General features: G+C 63.3%; 20 protein-coding genes. 14 read left to right on the top strand and 6 right to left on the bottom strand.

Features of this window, described 5'->3' with window-relative positions; genetic code table 11:
• Positions 1-169: 169 nt before the first annotated feature.
• The 5 genes from CEJ45_RS05320 (at position 170) to CEJ45_RS05340 (ending at position 4,089) form a co-directional block, all read left to right on the top strand.
• Positions 170-958, top strand: a complete 789-nt coding sequence (locus tag CEJ45_RS05320; protein WP_088754160.1) for an SIMPL domain-containing protein — start codon at positions 170-172, stop codon at positions 956-958.
• Positions 959-1,068: 110 nt separating this feature from the next.
• Positions 1,069-1,599, top strand: coding sequence for a vesicle formation protein (locus tag CEJ45_RS05325; protein ID WP_088754161.1), 531 nt, complete (start codon positions 1,069-1,071; stop codon positions 1,597-1,599).
• A gap of 177 nt (positions 1,600-1,776) precedes the next feature.
• Positions 1,777-2,421 (top strand): phosphatidylserine decarboxylase, encoded by a 645-nt coding sequence (locus tag CEJ45_RS05330; protein WP_013233751.1) that lies wholly within the window; start codon positions 1,777-1,779, stop codon positions 2,419-2,421.
• Positions 2,422-2,539: 118 nt separating this feature from the next.
• Entirely contained in the window at positions 2,540-3,400 is an 861-nt protein-coding gene (gene pssA / locus CEJ45_RS05335) for a CDP-diacylglycerol--serine O-phosphatidyltransferase (protein ID WP_088754162.1), read from the top strand.
• Between the two features lie 194 nt (positions 3,401-3,594).
• Positions 3,595-4,089, top strand: coding sequence for a hypothetical protein (locus tag CEJ45_RS05340; protein WP_241517280.1), 495 nt, complete (start codon positions 3,595-3,597; stop codon positions 4,087-4,089).
• Between the two features lie 26 nt (positions 4,090-4,115).
• Here the strand turns inward: CEJ45_RS05340 and CEJ45_RS05345 are convergent, their stop codons facing one another.
• The 3 genes from CEJ45_RS05345 to CEJ45_RS05355 all read right to left on the bottom strand — a co-directional run bounded on the left by CEJ45_RS05345 (position 4,116) and on the right by CEJ45_RS05355 (position 6,863).
• Entirely contained in the window at positions 4,116-4,826 is a 711-nt protein-coding gene (locus tag CEJ45_RS05345; protein WP_241517281.1) for an alpha/beta hydrolase, read from the bottom strand.
• Between the two features lie 16 nt (positions 4,827-4,842).
• A complete protein-coding gene (locus CEJ45_RS05350) occupies positions 4,843-6,342 on the bottom strand; it encodes a sensor domain-containing diguanylate cyclase (RefSeq protein ID WP_088754165.1) in 1,500 nt (499 codons plus the stop codon).
• Positions 6,343-6,521: 179 nt separating this feature from the next.
• Positions 6,522-6,863 carry a hypothetical protein gene (locus CEJ45_RS05355; protein ID WP_241517282.1) on the bottom strand — a complete coding sequence of 114 codons (342 nt, stop codon included), beginning with the start codon at positions 6,861-6,863 and terminating at the stop codon, positions 6,522-6,524.
• Between the two features lie 176 nt (positions 6,864-7,039).
• On the opposite strand from CEJ45_RS05355, the gene CEJ45_RS05360 reads away from it, so the two are divergent.
• Positions 7,040-8,569 (top strand): aminotransferase-like domain-containing protein, encoded by a 1,530-nt coding sequence (locus tag CEJ45_RS05360; protein ID WP_088754166.1) that lies wholly within the window; start codon positions 7,040-7,042, stop codon positions 8,567-8,569.
• Positions 8,570-8,698: 129 nt separating this feature from the next.
• The gene (locus tag CEJ45_RS05365; RefSeq protein WP_088754167.1) at positions 8,699-10,033 is read left to right on the top strand and encodes a tetratricopeptide repeat protein; all 1,335 of its coding nucleotides are present in this window, start codon (positions 8,699-8,701) and stop codon (positions 10,031-10,033) included.
• A 27-nt stretch (positions 10,034-10,060) separates the two neighbouring features.
• On the opposite strand, the gene CEJ45_RS05370 is transcribed toward CEJ45_RS05365, so the two are convergent.
• Both CEJ45_RS05370 and CEJ45_RS05375 read right to left on the bottom strand, forming a co-directional pair.
• On the bottom strand, positions 10,061-10,984 hold the full coding sequence (locus CEJ45_RS05370) for a sugar kinase (protein ID WP_088754168.1): 924 nt from the start codon (positions 10,982-10,984) through the stop codon (positions 10,061-10,063).
• Positions 10,985-11,008: 24 nt separating this feature from the next.
• On the bottom strand, positions 11,009-12,301 hold the full coding sequence (locus CEJ45_RS05375) for an amino acid deaminase (protein ID WP_088754169.1): 1,293 nt from the start codon (positions 12,299-12,301) through the stop codon (positions 11,009-11,011).
• 157 nt (positions 12,302-12,458) lie between these two features.
• Here CEJ45_RS05375 and CEJ45_RS05380 point away from each other — a divergent pair, with 157 nt between their 5' ends.
• The 4 genes from CEJ45_RS05380 to CEJ45_RS05395 all read left to right on the top strand — a co-directional run bounded on the left by CEJ45_RS05380 (position 12,459) and on the right by CEJ45_RS05395 (position 16,963).
• A complete protein-coding gene (locus CEJ45_RS05380) occupies positions 12,459-13,343 on the top strand; it encodes a MurR/RpiR family transcriptional regulator (RefSeq protein ID WP_088754170.1) in 885 nt (294 codons plus the stop codon).
• A gap of 1 nt (position 13,344) precedes the next feature.
• A complete protein-coding gene (locus tag CEJ45_RS05385) occupies positions 13,345-14,835 on the top strand; it encodes an N-acyl-D-amino-acid deacylase family protein (protein ID WP_088754307.1) in 1,491 nt (496 codons plus the stop codon).
• 126 nt (positions 14,836-14,961) lie between these two features.
• Positions 14,962-15,345: a RidA family protein gene (locus tag CEJ45_RS05390; RefSeq protein WP_050468372.1), complete on the top strand. Its 384-nt coding sequence runs from the start codon at positions 14,962-14,964 to the stop codon at positions 15,343-15,345.
• 265 nt (positions 15,346-15,610) lie between these two features.
• A complete protein-coding gene (locus tag CEJ45_RS05395; RefSeq protein WP_088754171.1) occupies positions 15,611-16,963 on the top strand; it encodes a GntP family permease in 1,353 nt (450 codons plus the stop codon).
• Positions 16,964-17,067: 104 nt separating this feature from the next.
• On the opposite strand, the gene CEJ45_RS05400 is transcribed toward CEJ45_RS05395, so the two are convergent.
• Entirely contained in the window at positions 17,068-17,592 is a 525-nt protein-coding gene (locus CEJ45_RS05400; protein ID WP_088754172.1) for a hypothetical protein, read from the bottom strand.
• Between the two features lie 216 nt (positions 17,593-17,808).
• Between CEJ45_RS05400 and rpsO the strand changes: the two genes are divergently transcribed.
• From rpsO to CEJ45_RS05415, 3 genes are all read left to right on the top strand, one after another.
• Positions 17,809-18,078: a 30S ribosomal protein S15 gene (rpsO, locus tag CEJ45_RS05405; RefSeq protein WP_006712917.1), complete on the top strand. Its 270-nt coding sequence runs from the start codon at positions 17,809-17,811 to the stop codon at positions 18,076-18,078.
• Between the two features lie 336 nt (positions 18,079-18,414).
• Positions 18,415-20,550 (top strand): polyribonucleotide nucleotidyltransferase, encoded by a 2,136-nt coding sequence (gene pnp / locus CEJ45_RS05410; protein WP_088754173.1) that lies wholly within the window; start codon positions 18,415-18,417, stop codon positions 20,548-20,550.
• 318 nt (positions 20,551-20,868) lie between these two features.
• On the top strand, positions 20,869-22,161 hold the full coding sequence (locus CEJ45_RS05415) for an NAD(P)/FAD-dependent oxidoreductase (protein ID WP_088754174.1): 1,293 nt from the start codon (positions 20,869-20,871) through the stop codon (positions 22,159-22,161).
• Positions 22,162-22,188 lie beyond the last annotated feature (27 nt).

Genomic DNA, 22,188 nt, shown 5'->3' on the forward strand with positions numbered 1-22,188 from the left:
TTTTTCGTTCCCAGGGAAGGCGAGGGCGCTTGAATTGTCATTGTGTTACGCATTGTTGCACTTGGCCAAGAACCAATCTCTGGTGGCGGTCGTCGAAGTGCAGGGTAGATGCTTTCGATATGAAGCTATCATCACCCCCGTCACTGACCAAGAATAAAGAGGATCCCTTATGACACCTTCCCGCAAACTGATGCTGGGTGCCGTCCTGGCCACCGCCTGTATCGCTGCCCAGGCGCAGACCGCCATGAGCGCGCCGGCTCCGGTCCCGACCACCGGCACCATGGTCGTGGTGCCAGCCAATGGCGAGATCAGCGTGCCCAATGACCAGGCGCGCGTCACCCTGCAGGTCGAAGAGCAGGACAAGGACAAGGCCGCCGCCGCCTCCCGCGTGAACCAGAAGATGAAGCAGGGCATCGAGCTGCTCAAGCGCCAGGACCCGCAGGCCGCCCTGAAGAGCTATGGCTATTACACCTACGCGGTCTATGCCGAACCGCCGCAAGTCACGCCGCAACAACCCCGCCAGCCGGCCAAGGCACGCCAGGTGGTGGGATGGCGCGTCGGCCAATATCTGGAGATGACGACCGAGAACCTGGCCGCGTTGCCCAAGACCGTCTCCTCTGCCCAGGCATTGATGAGCCTGAACGGCCTGCAGTTCGGCCTGAGCCCGGCGGCCGCCAAGAAGCTGGACGCCACCCTGGTCAATGCCACCTATCGCAACCTGGAGGAGCGGATCGGCTTCATCGCCGATGCCATGCATCGTGCTCCGTCGGATGCGGTGATCGAGACCGTGGATTTCGAGGGCTCCGGCAACTACGCCGCGGCGGCCCCCGCCCCGATGATGGCCAAGGCCATGCGCGCCGACATGGCCCAGGAAAGCACGACGGTGGCCGAACCCAGCTTCGAGCCGGGTGAATCGACCGTGAACATGCGCCTGGTGGGCAAGGTGCGCTTCAAGTAATGCGGCTGGTCCCGCCAGGGGCCGTGTCAAGAATCGTCAACCCGCTCGGGTTGGCAGGAGAGGGAGGCTATAATCGGCCTCCCTTTCCGTTTCAAGAAGAGCATCTCATCATGCGGACCATCACCAAGCTGCTCCTGCCGCTGCTCACCGCACTGGTGGCCAGCACCGCGCACGCCGACATCTGCGCCGACCTGCGCGCCATCCACCAGCAATCGCAATCGCACTTTGACGGCTGGAAGAAAGACGGCCCCGATTCCGTCATGAAGGGCGACAAGCGCGGCCCCGTCTATCTGTCCAACTTCATGCTCGATGGTGCCCAAAGCTGCGCCGTTGCCGACAATTCCACGGTCTATACCTGCATCTGGCGCTATGCCACGCCGGCCGACATGGGCCGCGCCTACCAGCGCCTGGTCAATGATGTGAAGGCTTGCGCACCGCTGGCCAAGGAGCCGCCGGGCATCATCGCCGACGAGCCGCAGGAACGCCGCCAGGGCGACCTGCGCCAGGTCACCGAAGTCACCGGGCTGGACTATGCCGATGCGGAAGTGACGATCCTGATCGGGCAGATGCAACTGACCGGTCCACGCGGTGTGGCCCGCAACGAACTCAAGCTGAGCTTCTCCCGCCCGCAGCCGCGCTGAACCGGTGCCGGGCAATGCCCCGGCCTGGTTCACGAAAAATTGTCCCGGATGACCCGAGATGCACCGCCACCGGTCCGATGGCGGTGCATTTCATTGCTTTTAACGGGCGCTGGACTAGAATAGGCACGCTTTTACTTTTGAACTTTCCGCGAGCACTGCGCGATCATTGGAGCAACATTGAACAATAACCACTATCCCCATCCCATCATCGCCCGTGAAGGCTGGCCCTTCCTGACCATCGCCGTGGTCGTGGCAGCGCTGGCAACCTATTTCTGCGGCGCCTGGTCCTTCCCGCTGTGGATCATCGCGCTGTTCGTGCTGCAATTCTTCCGCGATCCCCCGCGCGTGATCCCGCAGGCCGCCAATGCCGTGCTGTCCCCGGCCGATGGCCGCATCGTCGTGGTGGCCCGCGCCCACGATCCCTACACCGACCGTGAAGCCCTGAAGATCAGCGTCTTCATGAACGTGTTCAACGTCCACTCCAACCGCGCCCCGGTGGATGGCAAGATCGAGAAGGTGCAGTATTTCCCCGGCAAGTTCGTCAATGCCGACCTCGACAAGGCCTCGCTGGAAAACGAGCGCAATGCCCTGGCCATCACCACCACCAGCGGTCACAGCGTGACCTGCGTGCAGGTGGCCGGCCTGATCGCACGCCGCATCCTGTGCTACGTCAAGGCGGGCGACACCCTGGCCCGTGGCCAGCGCTACGGTTTCATCCGTTTCGGTTCGCGTGTGGACGTCTACCTGCCGCTGACGGCCACGCCCAAGGTCACCGTCGGTGAAAAGGTCTCGGCCACCGAAACCATTCTGGCCGAACTCTGATCACACCATGAAGGCCTCACCGTGCCGTGCGCCAGCCTGTGCTTGCAGCGGCGTCACGGATGAGGCCCGAGCGCAGACTGCGTGCTGCGATTTCCGTCCTCCTCACTGATAGACATCGATGCCCACATTACGACGACGCAAGGCCAAAGCCGGCATTCCCTTCCCGAAATCGCTGCGCCGCCCCAAGGCCGCGCAACTGGACGAGGCCGGGCAGGTAGTGGCACGGCGGCGCTCGCGCGGCATCTACCTGTTGCCCAACGCCTTCACGACGGCGGCGCTGTTCTGCGGTTTCTACGCCATCGTGATGGCCATGAACCTCAAGTTCGACTACGCCTCCATCGCCATCTTCGTGGCCATGGTGCTCGACAGCCTGGATGGCCGCGTGGCCCGCATGACCAACACGCAAAGCGAATTCGGCGCCCAGTACGACAGCCTCTCCGACATGGTTTCCTTCGGTGCCGCGCCGGCGCTGGTGGTCTATGAATGGTCGCTGCGCGGCATGGGCAAGCTGGGCTGGCTGGCAGCCTTCGTGTATTGCGCCGGCGGCGCGTTGCGCCTGGCCCGCTTCAATACCAACATCGCCGTGGTCGACAAGCGCTACTTCCAGGGCTTGCCCAGCCCGGCGGCAGCGGCCCTGGTGGCAGGTTTCGTCTGGCTCATGGATGACCTGCGCTTTGCCGGCACTGACCTGAGCTGGTACGGCTGGGTCATCACCCTGTACGCCGGCATCACCATGGTCACCAACGTGCCGTTCTACAGCTTCAAGGATGTCAACTTCCGCAAGCCGGTGCCCTTCATTGCGGCATTGCTGGTGGTGGTGGCGCTGGTGCTCATTTCCAGCGACCCGTCCAAGGTGTTGTTCGGGCTGTTCGTGCTGTATGGCCTGTCCGGCTATGGCGTCTACATCTGGCGCCGCCTCAAGGGCAAGCCGGTCAGTATCGTCCAGACCAAGGATGAGCATGGCGATGCGCCGCATTGATGCCCGTCATGCCTGCTGAGGTTCGCTGATCCTCTTCCTGCAGGACAAGAAACACCCGGCTCCGGCCGGGTGTTTTTCATTGCGCGGGGCATCGGCCTGTCCCCGCCGCCACGTCTGCCTTGCCGAGCGGCCCACAGTTTCCTAAAATCCGATGGTAGGCGCGTTAATGCATATCGCGCGTTGATGGTATGAACATGGCGATCACATCCTCCACCTCGGTCACGCTGGGCAGCCTGGATCCTTACGGCCTGGGCAGCAGCGCGTCCAGCGGCACCCCCAACCCCGTCACTGCGGCCAGCAACCCTGCTGCCGTGGCGCAGGCGGTCGAGCTGTCGTCGGAGGCTTCCGTGATCGTGACCCTGGGCGGCGGTTCTTCCGGCAATTCCGGCCTGACCTACAACGCTGCGGGGCTGTTCGATGCCATCGTCAATGCCGGCTCCTCGGCCGGCACCTCCACCGACCTGACCCAGAACCAGGCCAGCCAGAGCTATTACCAGGGGGTGTTGGGCAGCATTGTCATGCCGGACGCCACCTCGGGCGTCTATGATGGTTCGGGCATGTTTGCAGGGCAGGGGCTCAGTTCGGAGTTGTCATTGCTGCTCAAGTCCCAGCCTGACCTGACCGGTTCCATCGTCGAAGACATCGTCAACCAGAACGTCGTCGGCGGCCTGATCTCCACCATGGCCTGAACCAGGCCGATTTTCTTCCAGCAGCTTCAGTCGGTGATGAGCGCGGCCAGCCGTGCGCACAATGCGGCATCCTGCGCGCTGCGTTCGCTCACGCGATGGTCCACGCCCGGCAAATCAATGATGCGGCATGCGCTGGCAGCGGTGGCGTGCTGGCGGATCAGTTCGGCGATCTCGGCCGGGATGACGGCATCCTCGCTGGCGCGGACCAGGGTGAGCCGCCCTCGATAATGGCGGATCATCTGCAGCACTTCGGCATCCCGCCAACTGTGCGGGCGCCTTAAAGCCGCACTGAAGGCCGGCCCGAAAGGCAGCGTAAAGGCGGCAGCATCGTAGAGCGCGCCGACCAGCGTGACCACATGGGCAATCTCGTTCTCCGCGCGGCAGGCCAGGCGCAGGGCGATTTCGCCGCTCATGCTCACACCGACGATGGTGCGGGGGGCGAGGGTAAAGCGGTCCAGCGCAGCTTGCGCTTCATCCAGGCGTTTGGAGAGGGAATTGGGCAGCAGGGCGCTGCTGTGGCCGTGGCCGGAAAAGTCGATGGCGGCACTGGCACAGCCGCGTGCAGCCAGGGCCTGCCGCAGCGGCCATTGGCGTTGGCGATCGCCTTGCCCGGCCCCATGCAGCACCAGCGTATGGACCGGCTGGGCGGGTGCGCTGCGCAGGATATCGGCCGCCAGCGTTTCCGCGCCTGCTGCCAGGGCCAGTTCTTCATGCGGGCAGGAAGAGGGCGCGGACACGGTCTCGGTGTCCCTGTCAGTCGTCAGGATGACGGCGTTCCAGGCCCGGCGTGCTGGCGTAGTAATGGCGTTTTGCTTCATACATCAAGCTGTCGGCACGCTGCACGACCTGTTCCAGGCGCTCGCCGGGAACACCGGTAGCCGCGCCCATGGACAGGCTCAACGCGACGCCCGAGTAGTACTGGTTGTTCACTTCGACCAGTTTCTGGATCTGGTCCATGAGCAACTGGCAGCCACGTTCGTCGGTGGCCGGCAGCAGGATGGCGAATTCGTCACCGCCGGTACGCGCCACGCTGCCGGGACGTTCCACCGCCTTGCCCAGCACTTCGCCCACGCGGCGCAGCAGGGCGTCGCCGGTGGCGTGGCCCAGCTCGTCGTTGACTTCCTTCAAGCCATTGAGATCGGCCACGATCACGCTGACCGGGAAGGGGCCCTTGCGCTCCAGCCGGTTCAGTTCATCGACCATGTAGGCACGGTTGTGCAGCTTGGTCAGTTCGTCGTGCTTGCCGAGGAATTCCAGGTAGGCTTCGGCCTTCTTGCGGGCGGTAATGTCGGTGAGCGCCACCAGCACCAGGTCCCAGTTGTTTTCGTGTCCCGGGAAGACAGAAAACTGCAGGTGGACGTGAAGGGTTTCGCCGGTCAGCGAGTAGTTCACCACTTCCCTGTGGTGTAACAGGTTGCCGTTCCACAGCTCGATCAACTGTTCATTGAAATGCGGACGCATGTCGTCGCGGAACACGTCGGACAAACGCGAGAGCAGGGTGGCCTTGTCCGGGGCGCCGAACATGGACAGTGTCTGCAGGTTCACATCGATGACGCGGATTTCCTGCATGCAGCGTTCCACGAACTCCGGATGCACATCCGTGAAGGTACGGAAATCGGTGATGCCGATGCGGTGCAGGTCGTCGAAGAGGCGCTTGACCGCGCTGAAGTCTTCCACCCACAGCGAAATGGGTGAATATTCGAACAGGCCGCGCGCATAGTTTTCGCTGCGGGAGAGCTTCTTGCGGGCGGTCTCGCGCTCGGTGACATTCTCGATGGCCAGCAGCACGTAGTCCCAGTTCTCTTCGCTGCCGGGCATGATGCGCCCGGAGAGCTGGATGTCCAGCCGCTTGCCGCCCAGGGTGTAGTTGACGGTATAGCTGGAGAAGGTGGTGCCGCCATTCCAGAGCTGCACCATTTCATCGATGAAGGTATCGATCATGTCATCCCGGAACACCTTGTCCAGGTTGGCCACCAGGTGAGCCAGGTCGCGCGCTTCATACCATTCCAGGGTGCGCCGGTTGACGTCGACCACGCGGATCTGCATGGCACAGGCCTGGGCGCGGCTGGGATCCTGGGTGAGGTAACTGCGCAGGTCGGTCACGCCGTCGGCGCGCCACTGGTCGAACAGGCGCTTCAAGCCACTGTAGTCTTCTTTCCACAAGGAAACAGGCGTCAGGTCGAAAGTCTCTTGTTCAGAAAGGGCCGGGATGGAAGCCGGGGCGGAGCGGGCGAGGGAGGATTCGTTCTGCATGACACTTCATCTTTTGCTGATGATGAAGTGTAATAGTTTTACGGAAACTGCTGCAGCTCTTCCACCGTCAGTTCACCCTCTTTTGCGCAACTTTATTGCTCGAAAAGCGCGGATGATGCGGATTTGTTGATTGAAAGTTAATTTTCATCAACCTATCCGCGTGTTCGTGACCGCGTCTTTCACCGGCCCGCTTCCCATCCCGGCGCATTCCGTCCGCCGCGCGGAAGTCGGAACAGGGCGACCAAGGGGGTATACCATGCCCGCGCCAGCGGACGCAGGCACAGCAGCTCGCCTCCTTGCGGCGCCAGCACGCCGACCCAGCCTTCCTGCGCCAGCACCATCCTTTCCCCGTCGTTGAGCCGGGTCTGGCGGCTGACCAGGCGGTCCGCCTGCCATTGCGCCGATTCGGTCACGCGCATGTGCGGCGCCTGGCACAGCAGCTGGCTACCGGCAGGCAGCCACAGTTGCAGGTGCTGGCCGGCAGCCAGTGGCAGGGTCTGGGTGGTGGTGCGAGCGGGCATGGTGTTCTCCTTGTCGAATGGGCCTGCCTGCAGTCTAGGGACGGCAGCGCAGGCGCAACAGGCACAGGGAAATTCACTCTGCTGCGTAACAGGCCGCAGCTTTTTGCTCTGTTACCCCTGCTTTTCGCCTACTCTGTATCTGTTCTGGTCTGGCCCTCGATAAGATGATGACTGTTATGGATACCCGCCTCCACCTCCCCGACATGAAGCCTGCGGCGCTGCCGCCGGGCACGCCGCCGGCGGCCCTTGCCGCCACCCCCGACACCGGGCGTCAACCCCTGTATCGGCGCCTGGCCGAGCACTACCAGGGGGCCATCCAGTCCGGCACCCTGGTGGCGGGCGACCGCATGCCCTCGGTGCGCGACCTGATGCGCCAGCACCAGGTCAGTTTGTCGACGGCCTTGCAGACGCTGCGGCATATGGAAGAGGGCGGCTGGCTGGAAGCGCGTCCGCGTTCCGGCTACTTCGTGCGCCAGCCGCGCCGCTCGGCGATCCGGCCAGTGCAGGAGCCCAAGAGCCTGATGGCCATCGATCCCGAGCAGTACGTGGGCATCCACGAAAAGGTCTCCAAGTACATCGCCCTGCGCCAGAGCGGCGCGCCGCGCATCGATCTCTCCGGCATGACCTGTGCGCCCGAACTGTATGCGGTGGAAACCCTGAAGCAGGCTGCCATGCGCGCCCTGCGCGAGCGGCCTGAGCTGCTCACCAGCGCCATGCCGCACAACGGCAATGCGACCTTCCGGCAGGCGGTGGCACGGCGCGCATTGCATCACGGCATGCGCATCGACCATGAAGAAGTGGTCGTCACCCACGGCTGCATCGAAGCGCTCAACCTGGCCTTGCGCGCGGTGGCCGGGCCGGGCGACACGATTGCGGTGGAGTCGCCGACTTACTTCGGCCTGCTGCAGGCGCTGGAAAACCTGGGCATGAAGGCGCTGGAAATTCCGACCAGCCCGCACACCGGGATCTCGGTCGAAGCGCTGGAGCTGGCTGTGCGCACCTACGGCAACATCAAGGGCGTGGTGGTGGTGCCCAACCTGCAGAATCCGCTGGGCTGCATCATGCCCGACGAACACAAGGACAAGCTGGTGCGCCTGTGTGAAGAATTGCGCCTGCCCCTGATCGAAGACGACGCCTATACCGAGCTGGCTGATGGCAACGTGCCGCCCTCCAGCCTCAAGAGCCGCGACCGCAACGGCAACGTGATCTACTGCGCATCGCTGAACAAGGTGCTGGCCCCCGGCATGCGGCTGGGCTGGATGAATGGCGGGCGCTGGCATGAGCGGGTCAAGATGCTCAAGTTCACCCACACCCGTGCCAACGAGGAGTGGACTCAGGTCACCGCTGCCGACTTCATCGCCAGCCCCGCCTATGACCGCCACCTGCGGCGCCTGCGCCAGTTGCTCAAGGAACAGCGCGAGCGCATGGCGGAATCGATCGCAGCCTATTTCCCGGAAGGCACGCGCCTGAACGTCCCCAATGGCGGCGTGGGGCTGTGGGTGGAGCTGCCGGTGCAGGTCTGTTCCCAGCAGTTGTTCGAGCGCGCCCTGCTGGAAGGGGTGGGCGTTTCCCCCGGGGCGATCTTCTCCAACTCCAACCGCTACGGTCACTTCCTGCGCATTTGCTGCGGCCATCCCTTCACGCGCGAACTGGACCAGGCCCTGCGCCGCCTGGGGAGCATCGGCCACAGCCTGGCTTCCCTGTAGTATCTGGCAGCCAACACGGAGAATCAGGTATTGCCCGAAAGGGCAGTCTGCTGCAGACTTGTAAAGAAAATGTAAAGGCCACGGACATGTCGTCCCGTGCCTGATGCGCTTTACGAGGGAGAGCAGTCCATGCCTGAGCCGCAGCACAGTACGTCCACCCTGTCGCCGCACGCGGCGCGCCTGAATGCGGCTATCGACGCCCACATGGCCGGCCGCCTGGACGAAGCTCGGGCCGTCTATGAGGCCGTGCTGGAGGAAGACCCCATTGAACCGGTGGCGCTGCACTTCTATGGCATCTGGCTGCACCAGGCCGGACGTCATGCCGAAGCGGTAGAGAAGCTGGAACTGGCCAGCGCCCTCGAACCCGACAATGCCGCCTGGCACAACGACCTGGGCAATGTGTTCTTTGCCGTCGGCGAGTTCGAGGCCGCTGCCGGGGCCTACGGTGCGGCACTGGACATCACGCCCGATGACCACACGGTCTGGAACAACCTGGGTGCTGCCCAGATGCAGCAGGGCCGCAACGAGGAGGCCATTGCCGCTTTCCAGCGCGCCGTGGAGATCGCGCCGGAATTCCTGCCGTCGCTGCTGCACCTGGGCAATCTCTTCGAGGCCGCAGGCGACAAGATGCAGGCCTCGCATTACCAGTGCCGCGCCTATGTGTTGCCGCCGATGGAAGGCAAGTCCTGGGAGATGGTCGGGATTTCCTTCTACTTCCTCGGTCGGCTGGAAGAAGCCGCACAAGCCTACCGCGCCTGGCTGGCCAGCGAACCCGACAATCCGATTGCGGCCCACATGCTGGCCGCCTGCTCACAGCGGGATGTGCCCACGCGCGCCTCGGATCGCTACATCGAATCGCACTTCGACCGCTACGCCGAGACCTTCGAAACCAACCTGCTGCATAGCCTGGGCTATCGCGGCCCCAGCCTGATCGGGCAAGGCGTGGGTCGGGTGGCGCAAGCGGCGCGCCAGTTTGCCACCATCGACATCGGCTGCGGGACCGGCTTGTGCGGTGAACATCTGCGGCCCTATTCGCATCACCTGACCGGCGTCGACCTGGCTGGCAAGATGCTGGAGAAGGCGGCGGCGACCGGCCTTTACGACCAGCTGGAAAAGGCCGAGATTACCGACTACCTGCTGCGCCACCCGCAAAGTTGCGACCTGGTCACGGCGGCCGATACGATGATCTATTTCGGTGACCTGGAGAAGGTGTTCAAGGCGGTCGCCACGGTCTTGAGGCCGGGCGGCCATTTCGTCTTCACGGTAGAGGTGCTCACCCCCCAGGATGCGGTGGCCGATGGCTATTGCCTGCATGCCAGCGGACGCTACCGCCATGGCCGTGATTACGTGCGCACGCTGCTGCAGGCGCACGGGCTGGCAGCGGTGTACCAGAATGATGAAGTATTGCGCGAGGAAGTGCGCCAGCCGGTGGCGGGCATGCTGTTCGTGGCACGCCGGCAGTGAAGCGGCGCGCCACGATGCCGGGCCTGATCAGGCGGCGTCCCTGAGCACCGCTTCCACCTGGTCACGGCCGGGAATGGGTTCCACCGCGCCGTAGCCGGTGGTGGAGAGGGCGGCCGCGACGTTGGCATAGCGTGCGGCCTGGAAGGGATCACGCCCGGCAATCAGCTCGGCCATGAAGGCCCCGCCAAAACAGTCGCCTGCACCCGTCGCATCCAGCGCCTGCACCGGATACGGCGCGACCATGCGGCGCTGCTCGGGCGTGGCCACATAGCAGCCTTCATGGCCCAGCTTGAAGGCCACCAGCTTCACACCGTAATCCAGCAAGTGATCGACGATCGCATCACGGTCGTTGAGGCCGGTCAGCATCGACACATCTTCCCAGCTCGGCAAGCAGACATCGCACAGGCGGAAGGCTTCGGCCATCTTCGCCCGGGCGCGTTCCAGCGGCCACAAGCGCAGCCGCAGGTTGGTATCGAGCGAGGTGGTCACACCGGCCGCACGCGCATGCGCCATGGCGGCCAGGCCGGCGTCACAGGCACTCTCGCTGATGGCCAGGCTGATCCCTGAGAGGTGCAGGGCACCGGCGGCGGCGATGGCTTGCAATGGCAAGTCGTTCACGCCGTAGCGGCTGGCGGCCGAGCCGGCGCGGCGGTAGTGGAAGTGATGACCCTGCTCATCGTGGGTGACGAAGTACAGGCCGGTACTGCCATTGGCTTGCACCGCCACGTGCTGCACGTCGACCTGCTCGCGCCGCCACAGCGCCAGCAGGTCCTGGCCGAAGTGGTCATCCCCGACGGCGCTGATATAGCCCGACACGGCGCCCTGCCGGGCTGCCGCGATGGCGAAGTTGGAGGTATCGCCGCCAAAGCCTTGCAGGTACTGGCGCGGGGTGTCGATGCGCTGGTTGAATTCCACCATGGCTTCGCCGTAGGCGAGGATGGGTTTGTTCATGGGCTGTTCTTTCCTCGACGCCGATCAGAAGAAGGTCTGCACGATGTCGGTCACATCGAAGCGCTGGTCCACCACCACCAGGTGCCGCCACTTGTCGAAGGTCAGGCAGGGGTGCGAGATGTCGAAGGCGATCATATCGCCCACCTGGATGTCGTCGCCTTCGGCAATCTTCAGGTAGGCGTGCTGGTCCATCATGCCGGTCACTTCCCAGTGCGCCGGGGTGGCTTGCGGCTGCGTATCCTGGCCCGGGCGGAAGCGCGTGACCGGGGCCGGCAGGCCGGCATCGAACGCCGCATCGCGCTTGCCCAGGGCGATGATGGCCTTGTCCGCCTCGGGGATGGATTGCACGTAAGCCCACAGCTGCAGTGCCGGCTGCAGCTGGCTGCGCATGCTGTGCGCCACCGGATTGCGCACCTGGATCTGCGATTGCGCAGCACGATAGATGCCCACGTCATGGGTGAGGTAGCAGCCTGGGCGCAGCACCACGTCCAGCGCAGCGCCGATGTCGGCCTGGCCGAATTCCTCGGCGACCACGTCATACCAGGCTGAACCGGCTCCGGTCAGGACTGCCGGGCCCTGAGCCAGGCGGCGCGCCAGTTGCCCGCGTGCGGAAAGATCCTTCAGGCAGGCTACAGCGCGCTGCAGGAAACGGCGGATGTCGGCCTCTTCCTTGAGCACACCTTCATATACCTCCACACCGGCCAGAGCCAGGCTGTCCCAGCGGCCGATGGCGGCCAGCACCGCCTGCTGCTGCGCGTCGTCACGCACGCCGGTGCGCCCGCCTGCCGGGCCCAGTTCCAGCAGGACGTTGAGGGTCTGCTTGCGCTCGGCGAAGAAGCGGCCCAGCTGGTCAGCCAGCGCGGCGGAGTCGACCAGGCAGAAGAATTCAAACGAGGGATCGGCCAGCAACTCCGAAATGATGGCCATATTGCGCTTGCCCACCAGCTGATTGGCCATGATGACGCGGCGCACGCCGTGATGATAGGCGGCCAGGGTCTGGTGGGCCGTGGCCAGGGTGATGCCCCAGGCGCCGGTATCGAGCTGGCGCGCGAAGAGCTTGGGGGCCATGGTGGTCTTGCCGTGCGGGGCCAGCTTGACCTGGTACTGGCCGACGAAGTCCTGCATCCACTTCAGGTTGTGGGCGATCTTTTCTTCATACAACACCGCGGCCGGCAAGCTGATGTCTTCATTGAGCAGGTTCCAGCGCACCTGGCCCGCCTGCTGCGGGGCGAGCGGCTGCGCCAGCGCACCCAGGCCCTTGTTGAGCGGGTCGATCATGCCGGCCTGGAATTGGCCTTGGTAGTTTGTATCACTCATCGCTTTAATTCCTGTGAAATTAGGATTGACGTAATAATAGCCTTGAATTTACTATGTTTACGCCGTGTTAGTAAATAACATAAATTGTTTCCGCGGCGCCTTCCGGGGTCGCCGGCTTGATCGCCCGCCCATTCCCGCAGACTGAATTTTCCTTCCCATGGCGCAGACATTGGACATCATTTCCCGCATCACCGAGCGCAGCAGTACCTTGCGCCTGGCCGAACAGAAAGTGGCTGAAGCGATCCTGGGTGATCTGGCCGCCGCTGCCAGCGCCAGCATCGGCGAGCTGGCCGAGAAGGCGGGCGTGTCGGTGGCCAGCGTGACGCGCTTTGCCAAGGCCATGGGCTGCCGCGACGTGCGCGAATTCAAGTTCCTGCTGGCCCAGGCGGTGGCCGTGGGGCAGCGCTTCTTCGATGGGGCCAAGACGCTGCCCTCCGAACAGCCGCCGGAACTGGCCGACGTGGTCTACCGCGACATCCACGCGGTGCTGGAACTGAACCGCGCCATGCTCAACCCTGACATGCTGATGCAAGCCGCGCACCTGCTGCTGGGCGCGCGCATGATCTACTGCTTCGGCATGGGCGGCGGCTCCACCATGATGTCCGACGAGGCGCGCTATCGCCTGGTGCGCCTGGGCCGTCCGGTGGCGACCTATCACGATGCGGTACTGCAGAAGATGGTGGCGGCCACCCTCGACAAGGACGACGTGCTGCTGGTCTTCTCGACCACCGGCAGCGTGCCCGAGCTGCTGGCCAGTTGCGAGGTGGCGCGCGAATACGGCGTCAAGCTGATCGCCATCACGGCACTCGGCTCGCCCCTGGCCAAGATGGCCGATGTGCTGCTGCCCATCAAGACGCTGGAAACCGACCTGATTTTCAAACCGTCCTCGTCGCGCTACGCCATGATGGCGACGCTGGACATGCTGGTGCTGGAGCTGGCCTTGCTGCACAAGGAAAGCAGCCAGGAACGCCTGCGCCGCCTCAAGTACGTGCTCGATGCCCATCGCGGCGGCGGCGACTTGCACCAGCCACTGGGAGACTGACATGACATCCACTCCGCAATCGCCGCGCGGCCTTCAGCACTGCGACACCCTGATCCGCCATGCCCTGGTCATCGATGGCAGCGGCGCCGAACCGGTAGCCGCCGATGTGGCCGTGCGCGATGGCCGCATCGTCGCCGTCGGCCAGCTTTCTGGCTGGCAGGCCGACCAGGAAATCGATGGCAGCGCACGCGTGCTCTCGCCCGGCTTCATCGATGCGCACACGCATGACGACACCAACGTCATCCGCACCCCCGGGATGTTCCCCAAGCTGTCGCAGGGCGTGACCACGGTGGTGGTCGGCAATTGCGGCATCAGTGCCGCGCCGGTCACGCTCAAGGGCGATCCGCCGGACCCGATGAACCTGCTGGGCAAGTCCGAGGCCTTCCACTATCCGAGCTTTGCCAGCTATGTCGAGGCCGTCAATGCCGCGCAGCCGGCCATCAACGTGGCTGCGCTGGTCGGTCACACGGCCCTGCGCAACAACCACATGGACCGTCTCGACCGTGCGGCCAGCGATGCGGAAATCGCCGGCATGCGCGCGCAATTGCGCGAGGCGCTGGAGCACGGTGCGCTGGGGCTTTCCACGGGCCTCGCCTACGGCAATGCCATCAATGCGCCCACGGAAGAAGTGCTGGCCCTGGCCGAGCCGCTGGCCGAATTTGGCGGGCTCTACGCCACTCACTTGCGCAGCGAATTCGCCGACATCCTCAATGCGATGGAGGAAGCCTTCCGCATCGGCAAGCATGCGCGCGTGCCGGTGGTGATCTCGCACCTCAAGTGCGCGGGTGTGGAGAACTGGGGCCGCAGCAGCGAAGTGCTGCAGGCACTGGAAGCCGCCTCGCGCCACCAGCATGTGGGCTGCGACTGCTATCCCTACACCGCCAGCTCTTCTACGCTCGACTTGAAGCAGGTCACCGCCGATTACGACATCCAGGTCACCTGGTCGGAGCCGCATCCGGAGCAGGGCGGCAAGATGTTGAAGCAGATCGCCGCCGACTGGGGTGTGGACCTGCATGCCGCTGCCGCCCGGCTGATGCCGGCCGGGGCCGTCTACCACTGCATGTCGGATGACGATGTCAATCGCATCCTCTCGCATCCGGCCACCGTGGTCGGTTCCGACGGCCTGCCCAATGATCCCTTGCCGCATCCGCGCCTGTGGGGCGCTTTCCCGCGCGTGCTGGGGTATTACAGCCGCGAGCAGAAACTGTTTTCGCTGGCCACCGCCGTGCACAAGATGACCGGCCTGTCGGCGCAGCGCTTCGGCCTGGCGCAGCGCGGTTTCGTGCGCGAGGGTTATCACGCCGACCTGGTGCTGTTCGATCCCGAGACCATCCGCGATGCTGCCAGCTTCACTGATCCCATGCAGCCGGCGCATGGCATCGATGCGGTGTGGGTCAACGGGCAGCTGGCCTATCGCGGCCAGGACAAGCAATCCACCAGCGCGCGTGCCGGACGCTTCCTGGCGCGCACGGTGCAGAAAACGTCAGCCTGAGTTGCAGAAAACGTCAGGGGGCGATTATCAACTTCAAGTTTCAAATCGCTTTTTAGATTCTTTTTTTCAGATTCATTTTTTCAGATTCGCGTCTGAGTTCAATCCGAGTTCAATAAAGGAGCAGCAATGAGCATTCAACGATTTGGTGTGGAAGGTGGCAGCGGCACAGGTGGCCAGCATCTGCCGTTCGCACGCGCAGTGGCCGCCGATGGCTGGCTGTACGTCTCGGGCCAGGTGGCCATGGAGAACGGCGAAGTGATCGACGGCGGCATCGTGGCGCAGTCGCACAAGGCCATCCAGAACGTGCTGGCCATCCTGAAGGAAGCCGGCTACGGCCCCGAGCACGTGGTGCGCTGTGGCGTGTGGCTCGATGATCCGCGCGACTTCCAGTCCTTCAACAAGGTCTTCAAGGAATACTTCGGCGCCAATCCGCCGGCACGTGCCTGCGTGGTCTCCAGCATGGTGGTGGACTGCAAGGTCGAGGTGGATTGCGTGGCCTTCAAGCGCTGATGCCGCCAGGGCAGGGCGGCGCCTGGCCGCCTTGTCCCCCGAAAGTAGGGCAAGCAGGGCAAGAAGAACAAGAACAACAAGAACAACAAGAACAACAAGAACAACAAGAGCAACAAACGCCATAAAAGATTTAAAAGATTTAAAAGATATAAAAAATTTAAAGCTTTTGAAGGTTTGAAAGCTTTGCAGGTTTCGCAGTTCATGTTTGCCGGCAGGGGTGCCGTATCGCCGGCGGTGTCTTTTACCTTCTGAAGAGGAGCAACAGATGGAGGCTGTACAAGGAAGTGCGCTACTGGTCTATGCACTGGTAGCGGTGATCGCGTTGATCGTGCTGATCGCCAAATTCAAGATGAACCCGTTCATCGTGCTGATCGTGGTGTCGCTGGTGCTGGGCCTGGCCGTGGGCATGCCCATGGGCAATATCGTCAAGGCCTTCGAGACCGGTGTGGGCAATGCGCTGGGCCACATCGCGCTGGTGGTGGGCCTGGGAACCATGCTGGGCAAGATGATGGCCGAGTCGGGCGGTGCCGAGCGTATCGCCAACACCATGATCAAGGCCTTCGGTGAAAAGAACGTGCACTGGGCCATGATGACGGTGGCCTTCATCGTCGGCTTGCCGGTGTTCTTCGAAGTCGGTTTCGTGCTGCTGGTGCCGATCGCCTTCAACGTCGCCAAGCGTACCGGGACCAACATGGTGCTGGTGGGCATTCCCATGGTGGCCGGCCTGTCGGTGGTGCACGGCCTCATCCCGCCGCACCCGGCAGCCCTGCTGGCAGTGACCGCGTATAGTGCCGATATCGGCCGCACCATCCTGTATGCGCTGATCGTCGGTATTCCCACGGCCATCATCGCCGGTCCGATCTTCGGCAAGTTGATCTCCAAGGTGGTGATCCCCAATCCGGACAATCCGCTGATTTCGCAATTCGTCGATGACAGCAAGAAGGACCGCGAACTGCCGGGCTTCGGCATCACGCTCTTCACCATCCTCTTGCCGGTGGCGCTGATGCTGATCGGCAGCTGGGCGGACCTGTTCTTTGCACCCAAGACCTTCGCCAATGATTTCCTGCGCCTGATCGGCAACTCCGTGATCGCGCTGCTGATCGCCACCCTGGTGAGCTTCTGGACCTTCGGCCGCGCCCGTGGCTTCGGCGCCGACCAGATCCTGAAATTCACCAACGAGTGCCTGGCACCCATCGCGGGTATCACGCTGGTGGTCGGTGCGGGTGCGGGCTTTGGCCGCATCCTGATGGACGGCGGTGTCTCCAAGGCCATCGTTGGCATCGCTACCGATGCGCATCTGTCGCCGCTGATCCTGGGCTGGTTCGTGGCGGCGCTGATCCGCGTGGCGACCGGTTCGGCGACGGTGGCCATGACTACCGCCTGCGGTATCGTGGCGCCCATCGTCTCCACCGTCGGTGGCGTGCGTCCGGAGCTGATGGTGCTGGCTACCGGTGCCGGCTCGCTGATCCTGTCGCACGTCAATGACGGCGGTTTCTGGCTGGTCAAGGAATACTTCAACATGACGGTTCCGCAGACCTTCAAGACCTGGACCGTGATGGAAACCCTGGTCTCGGTGCTGGCCCTGCTGTTCACGCTGGCGCTGGCGACGGTGGTGTAAGTACGCTGCAGTTCTTGCGCTGAAAAATAAAGGCTGCCCGGAGTGATCCGGGCAGCCTTTCTTCTTTCTTGATCGTGCAGGTGTGAGGCAGGGGATGCGCGTGCTCAGTTGCGGAAACGCGAATCATCGAAACGCGGATCAGGACCGTTCTCGATCTTCTCCACGATGCCCTGGTCGTTGAAATACACGGTCATCTGCGAATTCCAGACGCCGCTTTCCTTGAAGCCGTAGTTCCACGCCTCGAAGGGGATGCGGGCATAGCGCGTCACTTCAGTGGGACGGCCCACGCGGCGCAGCACATCCAGCTTGGTGTCCTGCTTGGGACGGATGGCGTGGAAATTCTGCAGCGTCCACACTTGCTCGTAGGAAATCAAGCGATGATCGGGGCCGATGCGGGCCATGTACTGGTATTGGCCGAAAGCACCGGCAGCGTATTCAAAGACGCGGCCGTTGCCATCCGGATACACATTGGTGGGCGCACCCAGGCGGGCCACGACCTGTTCTTCGGGCTCGCCCGGCTGCACCGGCGGTTGCAGCAGCGAGGCGCATCCGGACAGGGCAGCGGCGGCCAGCAGGGCGGCCACCAGCTTGGGGCAGGCGCGTTGCATGAGGGAAACGGGGGAAGGCATGTCGACTCCTGGGTAAGTTGTCATTCCGGCTGGCTGTGGCAGGGACGCAGCGTCATCGGCAGCAATCGTGCGGCTATGCTTGCCAAAGTTGGTCGGAATGGTTTTTTGCTATATAATTTCGCGTCCGGTCGGTTTGACCGGATTCTCATTTTTGTTCACGGTATGCAGGGCAGGGATTTCCGACGCTCCGCACACCGCTTGTGAAAGGTAAAAGCAATGTCCATCGAAAAAGCAGCCAAGGCTGCCATTATCTCCGAAAACGCCCGCGGCACGAACGACACCGGTTCTCCGGAAGTGCAAGTGGCGCTGCTGACTGCACGCATCAACGACCTGAACGGCCACTTCAAGGCCCACGTCAAGGATCACCACTCCCGTCGTGGCCTGATCAAGATGGTCAACCGTCGCAAGAGCCTGCTGTCCTACCTGAAGAACAAGGACGCTGACCGTTACCGCGCCCTGATCGAGAAACTCGGTCTGCGCAAGTAATTTGACTCCGCGTCTGGGTCCCGGGGTTTGCGCCCCGGACCACCACGAAATGCCTGCGTCACTCGTTGACGCGGGCATTTTGTTTTTTGCGATTCCGCAAGCTCAGGCATAAGCCGGGGCAAGCACCCTCGCAAAACACCCTCCCTCGGGGCAGGAATGCATCATCGTTTCATCGCGGCAGGCTGTTTGTGTGATCAATGCCGCGTTCGTCGTGAGTGACCGGTTTCGCCGGCCACTGTGGTGAGGTGAACGACAGCGCCTGAAAATCTGTCGGCAAAAGGAAGCCGTGCACCGCGGACACAGTCGGGGCCGGCTCCATAAAAGAAAGGAAATACCGTGTTCAATAAAGTAACCAAGACCTTCCAGTACGGTCAGCATCAAGTGACCCTGGAAACCGGCGAAATCGCTCGCCAGGCTTCTGGCGCCGTGGTGGTGTCGGTGGAAGACACCGTCATCCTGGCCACCGTGGTGGCCCGCAAGGAAGCCAAGCCCGGCCAGGACTTCTTCCCCCTGACGGTCGACTACATCGAGAAGACCTATGCAGCCGGCCGCATCCCCGGCGGTTTCTTCAAGCGTGAAGGCAAGCCTTCCGAAAAGGAAACCCTGACCTCGCGCCTGATCGATCGTCCGATCCGCCCGCTGTTCCCGGAAGGCTACCTCAACGAAGTGCAGGTGATCATCCACGTGCTGTCGGTGAACCCTGAAATCGATCCGGACATCCCCGCCATGATCGGTGCCTCGGCAGCCCTGTCGCTGGCCGGCATCCCCTTCAATGGCCCGGTGGGCGCAGCCCGTGTGGGTTACATCGACGGCCAGTACGTCCTGAACCCGACCACCTCGCAGCTGAAGTCCTCGCAGCTGGACCTGGTGGTGGCCGGTACCGAAACCGCCGTGCTGATGGTGGAATCCGAAGCCGACCAGCTGTCCGAAGAAGTCATGCTGGGTGCCGTCGTGTTCGGTCACGACCAGTCCAAGGCCGTCATCGAAGCCATCCACGCCCTGGTGCGTGAAGGCGGCAAGCCGGAAGTCCAGTGGACCGCCCCGGCCAAGAACGAAGCCCTGATCGCACGCGTCTCGCAACTGGCCGAAGGCCCGCTGCGCGAAGCCTACCAGACCAAGGACAAGCAAGCCCGTACCGAAAAGCTCAAGGCCGTGACCGCCCAGGTCAACGAAGCCCTGGTCGCTGAAGCCGCTGCCAACAACGGCGTGGCCGCTGATTCTGCCGAAGTCGGTTCCATCCTCTTCGACCTGGAAGCCAAGATCGTGCGTTCGCAGATCCTGGAAGGCGAACCCCGCATCGACGGCCGCGACACCCGCACCGTGCGTCCGATCTCGATCCGTACCGGCGTGCTGCCGCGTACCCACGGTTCGGCCCTGTTCACCCGTGGCGAAACGCAAGCCCTGGTCATCGCGACCCTGGGTACCGCACGCGACGAACAGAAGATCGACGGCCTGCTGGGTGAATACTCCGACCGCTTCATGCTCCACTACAACATGCCTCCGTTCGCCACCGGCGAAACCGGCCGCGTGGGCACCCCGAAGCGCCGCGAAATCGGCCACGGCCGCCTGGCCAAGCGCGCGCTGATCGCCGCGCTGCCGGCTGCTGACGAGTTCAGCTACTCGGTGCGCCTGGTCTCGGAAATCACTGAGTCCAACGGTTCCTCCTCGATGGCGTCGGTGTGCGGCGGCTGCCTGGCACTGATGGACGCCGGTGTGCCGATGAAGGCCCACGTGGCCGGCATCGCCATGGGCCTGATCAAGGAAGGCAACAAGTTCGCCGTGCTGACCGACATCCTGGGCGATGAAGATCACCTGGGCGACATGGACTTCAAGGTGGCCGGTACTGCCAACGGCATTACCGCCCTGCAGATGGACATCAAGATCCAGGGCATCACCAAGGAAATCATGCAGGTCGCGCTGGAGCAGGCCAAGGAAGGCCGCCACCACATCCTGGGCAAGATGCAGGAAGCCGTGCCGGCCGGCCGTGCCGAGCTGTCCGACTTCGCACCGCGCCTGATCACCATCAAGATCAACCCGGAAAAGATCCGTGACGTGATCGGCAAGGGCGGCGCCGTCATTCGCGCGCTGACCGAAGAAACCGGCACCCAGATCGACATCAGCGACGAAGGCGTGGTCACCATCGCCTCCGTGGATGCGTCGGCTGGCCAGGAAGCCAAGCGCCGCATCGAAGAGCTGACCGCTTCCGTGGAAGTGGGCAAGATCTACGAAGGCACCGTCCTGAAGCTGCTGGACTTCGGCGCCATCGTCCAGGTCCTGCCGGGCAAGGATGGTCTGCTGCACATCAGCCAGATCGCCAACGAGCGTGTCAACGCCGTGGCCGACTACCTCAAGGAAGGCCAGCAAGTGCGCGTCAAGGTTCTGGAAACCGATGACCGCGGCCGCCTGAAGCTGTCGATGAAGGCTGCCCAGGCTGAAGAAGGCGACGCTGCCGCTCCGCAAGAAGCGCAGTAATCCCTTCTGCCTGCACAGGCAACAAGGAAATCCCCCGTGCCGCAAGGCCGGGGGATTTTTTTTGGCGTGCGCAACAGGATACGGACAATCTGCCCAAGTGATTTCGAACCAAAAGTGTGCGATTCTGTCCGTCTGCTTTGAGGGACATCAAGGTTCCGGTATGCCGCGCTCATCAGGGGGAAGGCGTGGCACTGCCAGCAGGCAGACCTGCAGAGATGCAGTTCCGAATAGAGAGTAGGGGACAGCTGTGCAGCCAGGTCAGATTCTCATGACCGGCTTGCGCGGACAGAACAACACGTTACTTTTGAAAGGAAGGCAATGCCCCACGTCATCATCATCGGTTGCGGCTTCGGCGGTCTGGCCGCAGCGCGTGAACTGGCCCACGCCGATGTGCGCATCACCATGATCGATCGCAGCAACCACCACCTGTTCCAGCCCTTGCTGTACCAGGTGGCTACGGCCGGGCTGTCGGCCCCGGCCATCAGTGCGCCGATCCGCGCCATCCTGGCGCAGCAGCGCAACCTCACCACGCTGATGGCGGCGGTGACCGGGATCGATACCGCCGGCAAATCGGTCACGCTGGAAGACGGCAGCGTGCTGGCCTATGACTACCTCATCGTGGCGGCAGGCTCCACGCATAGCTACTTCGGTCACGATGAATGGAGCACGCTGGCACCGGGCCTGAAGACGCTGGAAGATGCCTTCGAAATCCGCAAGCGCATCCTGATGGCCTTTGAGCATGCCGAGCGCGAGACCGACGCGCGCCGCCGCCAGGAATGGCTGACCTTCACCGTCATCGGCGGCGGCGCCACGGGCGTGGAGATGGCGGGTACGCTGGTGGAAATCGCGCGCCATACGCTCTCGGGCGAATTCCGCAACATCGATCCGCATTCGGCCCGCGTGGTGCTGGTGGAAGGTTCGGAGCGCGTGCTCGGCGCTTATCCTGCGGACCTCTCCGAGAAAGCCCGCGAGCAGCTGCACAAGCTCGGGGTGGATGTGCGCACCGGTTGCCGTGTGGTGCATATCGACGAGACCTGCGTGCGCTACGCCAATTTCGATGGCGAGCAGAGCCTGGCCACGCGCACGGTGATCTGGTCGGCGGGTGTAGCGGCCTCGCCGCTGGGCAAGAAACTGGGTGTACCGGTGGACCGTGCTGGTCGTGTACCGGTCACGCCGCAGCTCTGTATTGGTGGTCACGACGAAGTGTTTGTGATCGGTGACCTGGCTGCCGCACAGTCGGAGGGCAAGCCGGTGCCAGGCGTGTCACCGGCGGCCAAGCAGATGGGCCGCGTAGCTGCGCGCAACATCAAGCATCACATTGCCGGGCAGCCGGCCGAGAGCTTCGTCTACAAGGACTACGGATCGCTGGCCACCATCGGTCGCCGGGCTGCCATTGCGATGGTCGGCAAGCTCAAGTTCTCGGGGTATCCGGCCTGGCTGTTCTGGCTGTTCGTGCACGTGTATTTCCTGATCGGCTTCCGCAATCGCATCATGGTGATGGCCGATTGGGCCTGGGCGTATTTCACCTTCAAGCGCAGTGCGCGCGTGATCTCGGCGACCATGCCGACCCAGCCTGGGCAGCAGGCCTTGCGCAAGGAAGTGGCTGAGTAGATTCAGCCTGCGTTCCAGCAAAAAGCC

The organism is Herbaspirillum aquaticum (assembly GCF_002213425.1).
GTDB classification, from domain to species: Bacteria; Pseudomonadota; Gammaproteobacteria; order Burkholderiales; family Burkholderiaceae_D; genus Herbaspirillum; species Herbaspirillum aquaticum.